This window comes from Dysgonomonas sp. Shenzhen-Wh21, from assembly GCF_043392705.1.
Lineage (GTDB): Bacteria > Bacteroidota > Bacteroidia > Bacteroidales > Dysgonomonadaceae > Dysgonomonas.
Map to the genome: position 1 here is coordinate 1 of NZ_JAIXHZ010000079.1, position 13,251 is coordinate 13,251.

The 13,251-nt window shown below is 41.1% G+C and carries 14 protein-coding genes; 7 read left to right on the forward strand and 7 right to left on the reverse strand.

Annotated features, from left to right (window positions below; all coding sequences use genetic code 11):
- Positions 1-182 precede the first annotated feature (182 nt).
- From LDB17_RS05435 to LDB17_RS05460, 6 genes are all read right to left on the reverse strand, one after another.
- Positions 183-989 carry a UDP-2,3-diacylglucosamine diphosphatase gene (locus tag LDB17_RS05435; protein WP_252639527.1) on the reverse strand — a complete coding sequence of 269 codons (807 nt, stop codon included), beginning with the start codon at positions 987-989 and terminating at the stop codon, positions 183-185.
- A gap of 10 nt (positions 990-999) precedes the next feature.
- On the reverse strand, positions 1,000-1,314 hold the full coding sequence (locus LDB17_RS05440) for a metal-sulfur cluster assembly factor (protein ID WP_006843372.1): 315 nt from the start codon (positions 1,312-1,314) through the stop codon (positions 1,000-1,002).
- 95 nt (positions 1,315-1,409) lie between these two features.
- A complete protein-coding gene (locus LDB17_RS05445) occupies positions 1,410-1,961 on the reverse strand; it encodes an SMI1/KNR4 family protein (RefSeq protein ID WP_252639526.1) in 552 nt (183 codons plus the stop codon).
- A gap of 21 nt (positions 1,962-1,982) precedes the next feature.
- Positions 1,983-2,681, reverse strand: coding sequence for a DNA repair protein RadC (radC, locus tag LDB17_RS05450; protein WP_252639525.1), 699 nt, complete (start codon positions 2,679-2,681; stop codon positions 1,983-1,985).
- Between the two features lie 130 nt (positions 2,682-2,811).
- Positions 2,812-3,378, reverse strand: coding sequence for an elongation factor P (gene efp, locus LDB17_RS05455; protein WP_006843375.1), 567 nt, complete (start codon positions 3,376-3,378; stop codon positions 2,812-2,814).
- A 98-nt stretch (positions 3,379-3,476) separates the two neighbouring features.
- Entirely contained in the window at positions 3,477-5,630 is a 2,154-nt protein-coding gene (locus LDB17_RS05460; RefSeq protein ID WP_252639524.1) for a M3 family metallopeptidase, read from the reverse strand.
- Between the two features lie 164 nt (positions 5,631-5,794).
- Here LDB17_RS05460 and LDB17_RS05465 point away from each other — a divergent pair, with 164 nt between their 5' ends.
- The 4 genes from LDB17_RS05465 to LDB17_RS05480 are packed head-to-tail and all read left to right on the forward strand — an operon-like array spanning position 5,795 to position 9,120.
- The gene (locus tag LDB17_RS05465; protein WP_252639523.1) at positions 5,795-6,199 is read left to right on the forward strand and encodes a hypothetical protein; all 405 of its coding nucleotides are present in this window, start codon (positions 5,795-5,797) and stop codon (positions 6,197-6,199) included.
- Between the two features lie 15 nt (positions 6,200-6,214).
- A complete protein-coding gene (locus tag LDB17_RS05470; protein ID WP_252639522.1) occupies positions 6,215-6,604 on the forward strand; it encodes a DUF805 domain-containing protein in 390 nt (129 codons plus the stop codon).
- Positions 6,605-6,618: 14 nt separating this feature from the next.
- Complete coding sequence (locus LDB17_RS05475) at positions 6,619-7,065, forward strand: YhcH/YjgK/YiaL family protein (protein ID WP_252639521.1); 447 nt, start codon at positions 6,619-6,621, stop codon at positions 7,063-7,065.
- Between the two features lie 48 nt (positions 7,066-7,113).
- Entirely contained in the window at positions 7,114-9,120 is a 2,007-nt protein-coding gene (locus tag LDB17_RS05480) for an alpha amylase C-terminal domain-containing protein (protein WP_252639520.1), read from the forward strand.
- Between the two features lie 58 nt (positions 9,121-9,178).
- On the opposite strand, the gene LDB17_RS05485 is transcribed toward LDB17_RS05480, so the two are convergent.
- The gene (locus tag LDB17_RS05485; protein WP_252639519.1) at positions 9,179-9,781 is read right to left on the reverse strand and encodes a hypothetical protein; all 603 of its coding nucleotides are present in this window, start codon (positions 9,779-9,781) and stop codon (positions 9,179-9,181) included.
- A 258-nt stretch (positions 9,782-10,039) separates the two neighbouring features.
- Here LDB17_RS05485 and LDB17_RS05490 point away from each other — a divergent pair, with 258 nt between their 5' ends.
- The 3 genes from LDB17_RS05490 (at position 10,040) to LDB17_RS05500 (ending at position 13,219) form a co-directional block, all read left to right on the forward strand.
- Entirely contained in the window at positions 10,040-11,014 is a 975-nt protein-coding gene (locus tag LDB17_RS05490) for a type I phosphomannose isomerase catalytic subunit (RefSeq protein ID WP_252639518.1), read from the forward strand.
- An 81-nt stretch (positions 11,015-11,095) separates the two neighbouring features.
- Entirely contained in the window at positions 11,096-12,055 is a 960-nt protein-coding gene (hemH, locus tag LDB17_RS05495; protein WP_252639517.1) for a ferrochelatase, read from the forward strand.
- A complete protein-coding gene (locus LDB17_RS05500) occupies positions 12,056-13,219 on the forward strand; it encodes a glycosyltransferase (RefSeq protein ID WP_252639516.1) in 1,164 nt (387 codons plus the stop codon). It abuts the gene before it with no gap.
- Positions 13,220-13,251 lie beyond the last annotated feature (32 nt).

Sequence of the window (13,251 nt, forward strand, 5' to 3'; positions counted from 1 at the left end):
TGACGGATAACCTGTAATTTAAAGGGGAGTGGATAATCGCTCTGTTTACGCCGATTTTGCTTGATCTCGGAATGTGTCATAAATAAGTCAGTTTTGTGTCAACCTATTTTAGGACGGGACAATAAATAATAAAAAAGGGAGAATCGTTATTCTCCCTTTTTTTGTATCTATTGCTTAACCGTTTATTCTTCAAACAGCTCTAACGAAAAGTTTTCTCCATCGTATACACCATAAGAGAAAAACTTAATCCAATCGCCCAATATCACGACCCTGCCTGTAGCAGAGATCATCAGATCGAGCATTATATGCCGATGTCCGAAGATGAAGAAGTTGATATTCGGAGCCAATTTCAAATGATTCTTGGCATAAACCACCAAGTGCTCTTTATCTTCACCAAAATAGTCAGGCATCTCGTCGTTCTCGCGGTTGTGGTTCGACCACCATTGCGCAAAGCCTACCGTCCAACGGGGATGAATAGCAGCATAAGCTTTTCTGCATATTTTGCTATGGAAAATAGAACGTAGAATTTTAAATGATGCGGAATCATCTCCTAAGCCATCTCCATGTGCCAGAAAAAATTTTTTGCCGAATATTTCTTTTACCAAAGGCTGAACATGAACAATCATACCACACTCTTTCTGTAGATAGTCGGTCACCCATATATCGTGATTGCCGATAAAGAAATGCACCTCTATCCCCATGTCTGTAAGCTCGGCTACTTTGCCCAAGAAACGGACAAATCCGCGTGGAACCACATTCCGGTACTCGAACCAGTAGTCGAAAATATCACCCAGCAGATAAACTGCCTGTGCATCTTGCTTTACCATGTCAAGCCAACGACACAGCTTGCGCTCCACCTCATGTTGTGGGAAATAACTTTCTTTGATTTTTACAGATGGCAATGTCATCATCTGTTGCTTATCCAGTCTTTTCTTATGAAAAGCAGAACCCAAATGGGCATCGGATAAAAAATAAACTTTCTTTCCCACCGCCTGTGTTTTATAAAAATCCTAACTCAAGTTTTGCCTCTTCGCTAAGCATATCTTTGTTCCACTCGGGCTCGAAAGTAAGATCTACGATCACATTATTGACTCCCGCAACCGACTGCACTTTATATCTTACATCTTCGAGTATAAAATCGGCTGCCGGACAGTTTGGAGCTGTCAGTGTCATTGTGATGGTTACATTTTTATCATCGTCTATGTCCACTTCGTAGATTAGTCCGAGATCGTAAACGTTGACTGGTATTTCCGGGTCGTAAACAGTCTTCAACATGTTTACTATTTTGCTTTCTAATTGTAATAAATCACTCATAATTCATTTTTTGTATGTGAGTTATAAACATTCTTTGGCATATAATGTTTACAATCACCCTCTGTTAGAGGTACAAAAATAATGAAAAAAGATGATTATACGAACATCGCCCGGTTCAAGTCGTATGCAAAATTAGCAACCCAAGAGCCAAAAGATGGTGCTTGCCTGAATCGACCGGTATCGTCGTGCCATATACGAATTATCTGACCCCGCGATCCCCTGTTTGCTGGAGCCATATCTAAACACAAGTGATTGCCTAAACCGTCGTCGGTAAAAGGTATCCACGAGCGACTATGCCACACTTCTTGTACGCCATCGTCTGCATTTGCCATCGCATCATCAAAAGCTCCGGTAGTAGCCAGACGTTGCCAAATAACCCATTCTTCTACAATACGTTCAAGACTCATCAACTCTTCTCCGTTGACGATACCATACGCATTGGGTATCTGTCCGTTATGTATTTTATAAAATTCTAGAAAATCGATGGGTAACTTTACACCAAGCACAGACTCGGCCCAGCCTATCTGTTCTTGCGTTGCCCCGGGTAGTAATACTGCATCAGGTTTCACGCCTCGTTTCAATAAATAGCTCTCTATACGAGGCCAACTTTCCTCTACAATTGAGTTTTGTGTAATAGCGGTTTTCATCTTTATACTTATTTTGCTCTTCTATATTCTCCCAGTGTCCATATAGCTGTAGTATGAGTTGTCACAAACAATAATATGATCGAGCAGGCGGATATGCATAATATGTCCTGCTTCTTTGAGCCGCTTTGTAATCTGATCATCATCGTCGCTCGGTTGAGTGTTTCCCGAGGGATGATTATGACACAGTACCATAGCCGAGGCTAAGGATTGGATACCTTCTTTCATTATCAGACGGATATCCACTACTGTTGCGGTCAAACCACCTTTACTTATCTGTATATTTTTCACCACTTTATTAGCCCGGTTAAGGAACAAAACCCATACTTCTTCATGCTTTAGGTCTGCTAATATCGGATGAAATATATCATACACATCTTTACTGGACGTAATTTGCGGACTGACAAGGGCTTCAGACAATTTCCTTCTTTTTCCCAATTCCAGTGCCGCCACTATTGTTATTGCTTTCGCTTCTCCTATTCCTTTAAAATCCTTTATAAGGTCTTTTATTTCCAATTTACCCAGAGTGTTCAGGTTATTAGAAACGCTATGTAAAATCCGTTGGGACAGCTCAACCGCTGTTTCGCTTTTATTGCCCGAACCGATCAGTATACCTAGCAATTCAGCATCAGAAAGTGCCGATACCCCTTTTAACAACATCTTTTCGCGGGGTCGGTCTTCTTCAGCCCAATCCTTAATGTTTAGTTTCGTATTAAGTTTCATGTAGGTTATTTGTCTCCTAGATCCATTCAACTTCAAAAATATACATAAAATTTGAATATAAAATATTTTTCATAAAAAAAATAAGGTCAGTTTTGAAAACTGACCTTATCCTCTATAAAAGTAATAATTACTATGCTTTTACTCTTTCTACATACGAGCCGTCGGCCGTATTAATTTTAATTTTGTCTCCTTCGTTAATAAAGAGCGGAACACGCACCTCAGCCCCTGTTTCTACAGTAGCCGGCTTTAACGTATTGGTTGCAGTATCACCTTTCAGTCCGGGTTCGGTATAAGTTACCAAAAGCACAACGTTCTGAGGCATTTCGGCTGTTAATACAGTTTCTGTTTCGGCATGAACCTGTACTTCTACCATATCTCCTTCTTTAAGAAAAGCCACTCCGGCTATCATATCCCCGGCAAGAGATATTTGTTCGAAAGTTTCGGTATTCATAAAGTTATACCCCATATCGTCCTGATAAAGGAATTGATACGGACGTCTTTCGATACGCACTTCATCCAGTTTCACTCCGGCATTAAATGTTCTTTCAAGAACACGTCCGGTAGTTACACTTCTCATTTTTGTACGTACAAATGCGGCACCTTTACCCGGTTTCACATGAAGGAATTCGATTATTACATAATATTGTCCATCGATATCGATGCACATACCGTTTCTTATATCTGCAGTAGTTGCCATTGATTGTATTTTATTGTTATTATTTTTTTCGAGTTGCAAAGATAATAAATTACATTTATCAGCCAACAGTTATCAGTTAACAAACAACTTAGAACTTATTACTTTACAAATCCCCTGTTCTTCAACAGATAAATCGGATTAGGTTCTGCGCCTCTGAACTTTTTGTACAATACCATTGGCTCTTCCGATCCGCCTTTCGACAATACGTTTTCACGGAACGATTTTGCAGTTTCCTGATCAAAAATATTTCCTTTTTCTACAAAAGCCTGGAATGCGTCAGAGTCCAAAACTTCAGACCACAAGTAGCTGTAATATCCCGAAGAATAGCCTCCGCTGAATACATGTTGGAAATACGTGCTTCTGTATCGAGGTATTATTTCGGAGATCAAGCCGATTTCTTTCATTGCATCTGCTTCAAATTTATCTACGTTCAGTTTTTCAAGACCTTCGCCATGTTTTGGGTCAAAGTTTGGAGAAGAAGCGGTCAGCGTATGCCATTTCATATCCAGAATTGCTGCAGCCACAAGTTCAGTGGTAGCAAATCCCTGATTGAAGTAACCCGCATTCTGAATCTTCTGTATCAGCTCGGCAGGAATAGTTTCACCTGTTTCATAATGCTTTGCATACATCTTCAACACTTCCGGCTCAAATGCCCAGTGCTCCATGATCTGAGAAGGCAGCTCTACAAAGTCGCGAACAACCGATGTACCCGACACGCCGTTGTAAGTACATTTAGATAACAATCCGTGCAATCCGTGTCCGAATTCGTGGAACATCGTTTCCACCTGATCGAGTGTCAACAGTGCAGGCTTGCCATCTGTTGGAGGATTGTAGTTACCTACATTGTAAATCAATGGATAAACAAACTCACCTTTATATACTTCCTGTTTGCGGAAGCTGCTCATCCATGCTCCCGGACGCTTGCCCTGGCGAGCAAAATCGTCGAAATAAATGATTCCGATAAATGAACCGTCAGCATCACTTACCTCGTATGCTTTTACGTCTTGCTGATATACAGGTATATCTGTTTTCGGCTTGAATGTAATGCCATATAGTTTGTTTGCCACAGCAAATACACCTTCACGCACATTATCCGCTTTGAAGTAAGGTTTCAATGCCTCTTCATCCAATGCGTATTTTTCTTTACGCAGCTTTTCGGCATAGTACCACCAGTCCCACGATTCTATTTTGATATCATGTCCTTCTTTCTTGGCAATAGCCTGAAGTTCGGCAGCCTCTTTTTGAGCTTGCGGCAAAGCATACTTCCATATATTGTTTAGCAGCCCCATCACATTATCAGGAGTCTTCGCCATTGTTTCTTCGAGCACATAGTCGGCATGCGATTTATAGCCAAGCATATTTGCTTTTTCGAGTCTTAAGCTAACTATCTTCTTGATGTTTTCTTTGTTGTCGAATTCATTTCCGTTGTCGCAACGCATATACATCGCCTTATATAGTTTTTCGCGAAGCGCACGATTGTCGGCATATTGCAAAAACGGTTCCCAGCTTGGTTTACTCAGACCAAACACCCATTTGCCTTCCAGCCCTTTGTCTTTGGCTGTTTTAGCAGCAGCGGCAATCACATCTTCAGGCAAGCCCGACAGGTCTTCTTTTTTATCAATTACCAATTGGTAGCTATCTGTCTCTTTCAACAGGTTTTGATTAAAACTTAGGGATGCGTTGCTCAGCTCTTTATTGATTTCACGCAAGCGTTTTTGCTTCGAACCATCGAGCAAGATACCCGAACGGACAAAGCCTTTGTATGTTTTATCCAACAACATCTTTTGCTCTGTTGTCAGGTTCTTTACTTGCAGGCTATCGTCGTACACGGTTTTGATACGTGCAAAAAGCTTTTCGTTGAAGTTGATATTATCATAGTGCTCGGTACGTAAAGGCGTAATCTCTTTTTCTATGTTCTGATACACAGAATCGGACATTGTACCCGTCATTACAGAAAATACAGAACCTACCCGATCAAGCATCCGGCCCGACTCGTCCAAAGCCACTACTGTATTTTGGAAAGTAGGTGCTTCGGGGTTATTGATGATAGAATCAATCTCGGCATTATGACGCTTCATTGCTTCTTCGAAAGCAGGCATAAAATGTTCTGCTTTTATTTTATCAAAAGGAGGAACCCCTTCCGGAGTGTCGAATTCGGAAAAGAAAGGATTATCTTTCCCATCCTTATTGCTTGTAGTGTTACAAGAATAAACCATAATTAGAATACTAAGAATAAATAAGATTTTCTTCATACAAATAAGTTAATCGTGTGAATGATTAGATTTTATGACAAAAGTAAGTAAAAATAACGTTAAGGAGAAACATTTAATCGGCTTCCACAATAAAAAACAGCGGAATTAACAGATAATCCGATTAATTTTCTTAAACTTGTATGGTTTATAAAATTTAAGAATCCATGAACAAACTTCTAAGTAGCCGAAACCTCATTTGCACATTTCTGCTAATTAGCATTTTTTCATTCACCCGGTGTGCAGGCAGTATCGAAAGCAAGTTGCAGGCAATAGCAGCCGAGACAAATAAAGATTGCCCTAAGACATTGGATCAGTGGACTCGCCTAGATAAATGCGTTGCTGTAGGCAGTAGTAATTTTGAGTATCATCTTACCATACTACAAGTGGTGATAAGTGATACCACCACTTTCAAAACACAATTGAAGCCGCAGCTTTTGGAGGTATTGAAAACAAATCCCGACTTAAAAATATTCAGGGACAATGATATTACCGTAAAGTATATATACAACGACCAAAATGGGAAGTATATATTTTCTACAATCGTAACACCTCAGGAATATAAGCAATAAAAAGCATTACAAAATATGGAAGACAAACAACGCATGTTTAAAAATCCCTTTTCTGCAAAAGGCCGTATCCGCAGGCTAGAATATGGGCTTAGTTATCTTATTTACCTAGCATATTATTTTACTATCGCTCTCATAATGGAGTTATCCGGCCGATTGGAAGAAAGCGCAGCATTTCTTTTTTTATTTTTAATACCTGCCTATTGGTTTTTGATTACACAAGGAGCAAAAAGATGTCACGACAGGGGTAATAGCGGATTCTATCAGCTCATTCCTTTTTATGGTTTTTGGATGCTTTTTGCAGGAAGTGATTATGGCGAAAATGAATATGGGCTTAATCCCAAAGGCGAAGGCAACGAAAGTGTAGAAGATATGATAGACAATATAGGAGTACCCGAACAGGAGTAAAACAAGAAATAAATATGATACTAGACAAATTAGAAAACTCAGGAAAATACGAACAACTACACCCGCTGTTTAAAGAGGCATTCGACTATCTGAAATCGATTGATTTCTCAAAAGCCGAACCGACTAAGACAGAACTGAAAGGCAAAGACCTTTTTGTAATGGTAAGCGACAGCGACCTGAGAGCTGCCGAGAATGCAAAACCGGAGGCACACAACAAATATATAGATATACAACTGCCAATAAGCAGACCTGAAACCTTCGGGTGGAAAGCTCGCCAAGACCTGACGCATCCTATTGACAACTTTGATGAAGAAAAAGACATTCAGTTCTTTGACGACAAAACTGAAACACAGATAACAGTCTTACCCGGCAACTTTCTTATATTCTTCCCCGAAGATGGGCATGCCCCTTGCATAGACGAAGGACAGGTAAGAAAAGTAGTGGTAAAAATAAAAATATAAGTTCCGACCCCGCTTTGGGAGACGAACTGTAATTAACAATTGACAGACATGCTTAAACTCATTAAAAACGACCCTTGGTTAGAACCTTATGCAGCAGCGATAGAAGGCCGTTACGAATACATTCAGAAAAGAGAGGCCGACCTTACCTGCAACGGAAAGATCACTCTTTCTGAATTTGCCTCAGGACACCTGTATTTTGGGCTTCACAAAACAGAAAAGTCGTGGATATTCAGAGAATGGGCCCCGAATGCAACCGCTATCTATATGATAGGCGATTTCAACGGCTGGCAAAAAACTGAAGAATTCAGACTGCAACCAAACGGTAACGGTGAGTGGCAAATAGAACTGCCTCTGGACAAGATAAAACACCACGACCTGTACAAACTTATTGTATGTTGGAATGGTGGCGAGGGCGAACGTATCCCCGCATGGACAACCAGAGTAGTACAAGACCATCATACTCATATATTCAGCGCACAGGTGTGGGACCCGTTGCTGCCTTATGAGTTTCGCACAAAGAAATTTAAGCCCAACACGAATCCCCTTTTGATTTACGAATGCCATATAGGGATGGCTGTAGAAGACGAAAGAGTGGGTACATACGAAGAGTTCAGAATTAATGTGCTTCCCCGTATCAAAGAAGACGGCTACAATGCCATCCAGATAATGGCTATACAGGAGCATCCGTATTACGGGTCGTTCGGATATCACGTCTCCAGCTTTTTTGCGGCATCTTCACGCTTTGGCACACCCGACGAGTTAAAGCACCTGATAGACGATGCCCATGCGATGGGTATAGCTGTGATTATGGATATCGTACACTCGCATGCCGTAAAAAATGAAAAAGAAGGACTGGGACGATTCGATGGTTCTTATACCCAATATTTTCATGGAGGCAGCAGGCGTGAGCATCCGGCTTGGGATTCGTTGATTTTCGACTATGGAAAAAGTCAGGTCATACACTTCCTGCTTTCCAATTGTAAGTTTTGGCTCGAGGAATACAACTTCGACGGATTCCGTTTCGATGGTGTCACCTCTATGCTTTATTACTCGCACGGACTGGGAGATAACTTTAGCGGCTATGAGGACTACTATAACGGTAACGAAGACGACGATGCCATTTGCTACCTTACATTGGCAAACAAGCTGATTCACGAAGTACGCCCTAATGCCATTACCATAGCAGAAGAAGTAAGCGGCATGCCGGGACTGGCAACGAAGATAAAAGACGGCGGATACGGATTCGATTACCGCATGGCGATGAACATACCCGACTACTGGATAAAAATCATCAAAGAGCGAAAAGACGAAGACTGGCATCCTACAAGCATATTCTGGGAACTGACAAATCGCCGTGAGGAAGAGAAAACAATCTCTTACGCCGAGAGCCACGACCAAGCATTGGTAGGCGACAAAACAATAATATTCAGGCTTATAGACTCTGATATGTATTGGTATATGTCGAAGCATTACGGCAGTTCGTATGCCACCGACAGAGGAATAGCCCTGCACAAAATGATACGTCTTGCAACTGCCTCAACAATCAATGGTGGCTACCTCAACTTTATGGGTAACGAATTCGGACATCCCGAATGGGTAGACTTCCCTCGTGAGGGCAACGGGTGGTCGCACAAGTATGCCCGCCGACAATGGTGGCTGGCCGACAACAAAGACCTGCGCTATCATTATTTGGGCGACTTTGACAAGGCCATGCTTTCGCTTCTAAAATCGGAAAAGAAATTTGAGCAAACACCTATTATAAGGCTGTGGGACAAGGACGAAGATCAGATTCTCGCCTACATGCGTGGCAATCTTATATTTATTTTCAGCTTCAACCCAAACCAATCGTTCTACGACTATGGCTTCCTTGCTCCCGAAGGAAAATATCAGGTGGTGTTGGATACCGATTCGCTGGCTTTTGGAGGTAATGGTCTGACCGACGACAGTGTAGAACATTTTACGATACACGACGAGCTGTACCACAAAGACGGAAAAGGCTGGCTCAAGTTATACATACCTGCACGTACGGCTTTTGTACTGAGAAAAATAGACTAGCTCTTAGATAAAAGAAGTTGCCTAAAAGGTCGAATCCCCTCTACCTTTTAGGCAATTCTTATCTTTCAATCTTCAAAATTTCCACACCTTTCACCGAATTACATTTCAGTTCATCCTTCGAAAAACCCTTCTTAAGGATTGTATCGTAAACATCAACTCCGGGCATCATATCCAACCCTCTCTCTTCAGTTCTACCGGGAGATAAATAAAAATAAATAGAATCGACCGTAAATGATGCAACCTTCATCAGACTATATTCATTTTTGTCGTACCTCACATAGTAAACATCTCCCACCTGTGGACTCTCTACCTTGTCTTTTATATCCACTTCGCCGGATATAGCGTTTAAGACAACCCACACAAGGATAAAGATAACTAGTAGTGCGAGCACAGATGGTATAATAAATATCCACCGAGGGGTTCTGAACCGCTTGCGAATTTCGTCCGTCACAGGAAATTGTTGAATAGTAAACGATGTTTCGCATGAACAACAAACAGGAGTGAAGTGTTTAGTTGTCGGAAATAAAGGAATCCGAAGCAGATGAAAATAACGCTGATATGGCATCATCAGAATAGAATCTTCCTTACCACATGCAGGGCATGACTGTCCTGTGTGAATAGGAGAAGCAGACGTCCCCCTTGTTCCAAAAATAAAATTCATAGTGTACTCTATTATCGTGTAATTGTAAGTTTGTGTGCTTAGTAAGTTTCTACGAATATATTAAATTTTTATAAATAAAGATTACACTTATTTAGGTAAATTAAATAATAACGGATAATAATAAAAAGATTGACTATTTTTGTTCTGATTTCTTGAAAAGCCTATAATAAATGTAAGCTTACTGTTCGGAAATCACGAGAATAGATTAATCGCAATCACGGATATTCAGTGTAATCACAAAAATAAATTTTCAACCAAATGAGCTTATACCCATTAAAATTTAAACCTATCCTCAAATCCATTATCTGGGGAGGAGACGAAATATGTAAGTTTAAAAACGTAAGCCCGCTTCAGGCAGGGATCGGCGAAAGCTGGGAAATATCAAGTGTGGAAGGTAACGTTTCGGTAGTGGCCAACGGTGCGTTGGAAAACAAAAGCCTCGACGAAATTATTTCTACATACAAAGAGCAATTGCTCGGAAAGAAGAATTTTGAAACGTTCGGCACTACATTTCCTTTGCTTATCAAGTTTATAGATGCACGAGACAATCTGTCGATACAGGTACACCCTGACGATGAGTTGGCAAAGAAAAGACACAACTCTTTCGGGAAAACCGAAATGTGGTATGTTATCAATGCTGCTCCGGGCGCATTCCTGTATTCGGGATTCGAAAAAGAAATAACTCCCGATGGATATGTAAAAAGCATTGAGGACAATACATTTGTAGATTACCTTGCAAAACATGACGTTAAAAAAGGAGATGTATTCTTCTTGCCTGCCGGACGTGTTCATGCAATCGGTGCGGGAACATTCATCGCCGAAATACAACAAACATCGAACATCACATACCGCATCTACGACTACAACCGTAAAGATGCCAACGGTAACGGACGCGAGCTGCATACCGAATTGGCAAAAGATGCTATCGATTATAAATTGTACGACAGCTACCAAACAGCATATACCCGCAAGGAAAATCAACCGGTAGAACTGGAATCGTGCAGGTACTTCACAACCAATCTGCTTGAGCTTACCAAAGATATTACAAGAGACTATAGTAACAATGACTCATTTGTTGCTTATATTTGTATGGGAGGTGCTTGCAATATACGAGACAATAAAGGCAACGACCTGAGTGTGAAGCAAGGCGAAACAATCCTTATCCCTGCCGACACACAAAGCGTAAGCATCAGCCCCGAAGGCAATGTCCTACTTTTGGAAACATATGTATAGTTAGTTTATAAGATATTTATATAATAACGCGACACCATATTTTCCTTTCCGGGAGTGTATGGTGTCTTTTTTAGAAGAAAAATGAGAGGAGTATTGATTGTAAATACAGGCAGTCCGAAGACATGTGAACGAAAAGATGTAAAATTCTTTATCCGATCGATGCTTTCAGACCCCTATGTGATGACCGTTCCCGATTGGTTTCGACCTATCTTGGTCAACGGAATTATTATTCCGCTCCGTCAGTTCAGCTCTACAGCGCATTACGAACTGATCTGGGACAATTCGCTCGACGACTCGCCATTGATACATCAGGCAAAACAATTGTCCGAAAAGCTGGAAGAGCTCACAGGCCTCCCCACCGAACCGGCCATGAGATACGGACAGCCCGATACGACTGCCGCACTCGATTACCTGATGAACAAGAATAACCGATTGCACGAGGTGGTTGTGTTCCCACTGTTTCCTCAGTATGCAGAATCATCGTACAAGACAGCGGTAGATCAGGTTGGCAAAGAGTTTTTTAAACGTCCGTACCCTTTCAGACTAAAATTTATAGAGCCATACTTCAATCATCCTGCCTATATTTCTGCTTTAGCCGAAAGTATACGACCATATATCGAAAAAGAATACGACAAAATTATTTTCAGTTTCCACAGCCTGCCACTCGACCATGTAGAAGAAGGTTGGAAGAAAGGAAAAGAATTCGACTACGTATATCAAACCAAAGAAACGGTGAGGCTTGTGATTAAGGAACTTGGTATCGACACGAAGAAAACCCGCCAAACCTACCACTCGGCGATGGGCAAGAAATGGCTGGGCCCCGACTTGGATGAAATAGTAAAAGAACTGGCAGAAGAAGGTCAGAAGAAATTGCTGGTGGTTGCTCCGGGCTTTGCTGCCGACAATCTGGAGACATTATACGATATAGATATAAGGACAAAAGAACTGTTCCTTAAACAAGGAGGTACAGACTTTACATATATCCCTTGCCTCAACAGTGAGCCGCATTGGGTAGAAGCTGTAGCTAAAATAATTTCTTAGATGAAACGTATTTTATTCTTCAACGATGGCATGGAGACAGGCGGAACCGAAAAGATATTGGTGAGCCTGCTCAATCATCTGGCAGGGAAAGAGTGTATGATTACGCTTCTTTTGCCAATGCCTTCGGACAAGAATATTTCGATCGAAGAAATATCACAATCCATTACTATAAAGTATATATACAAAGAGAATACAGCACACCTGAAAAGAAAGTTGGGAGAGAATTTTATGGTATTCTTTCCCCACTTGTTTGCCAAATGGAAAGGCATAAAAGAATCTGACTATGATCAGATCGTTTGTTTCAAAGAAACATTCTTTGCTCGTATATTCAGCAAGATGCATTTATCCAAAATTTTATGGATACACAATATTTTATATAAACGGATATACGAAACAGATTCTTTGCGAGATAAATTCTCGGCATGGCTCAACAAGAAGCAATTAAAGGTCGTGCAATCTTCATACAACCATTTCGATAAAATAATATGCGTATCGGATGCAGCCAAAAACGCATATCTCTCGGTATTGCACAACGGAACAAGTCCCAATCAGGACATACGGGTATTATACAACGCTATAGACCTTACAAAAGCGATAGAAAAATCGAAACAAACGATAGAAGCCCTGCCTCAAGGACAAACTAACTTCATATTACTGACCCGCACTTCTCCCGAAAAACGTACCGACAGGCTGATTAGTGCAGCAAGAAGGTTAAAAGATGAAGGATACGATTTCCATATATATATAATAGGCGAAGGCATGGATAGCCAATCGATGCAAGATTCCATTACAATATCACACCTGCAGGACACAATCACGCTGAAAGGACGTATCGATAATCCTTTTCCTTATATATTACAATGCAAGTGGTCGCTATGCGTATCCGAGAGAGAAAGCTTTTCACTCGCCTTACTCGAATCGATGGCACTAAAAACACCTGTGATAACAACCAACTGCGGAGGCCCCGGCGACATTGTAGACGGAGGCAAATACGGCATCCTTGTAGACAATAGTACCGAAGGGGTTTATCAGGGCATGAAGATGGTTTTGGACAACCCTAACCTATCCGTCAAATACAGTGCAGACCTCGACAAGGCTGTCGCCCGATTCGACTATCAGGGATGGCTGAAAAGCGTGGAAAAACTATTGGCTGTTAATTCATAGCTTTTGGTGTACAAGCAGATAAATGCGCTCGG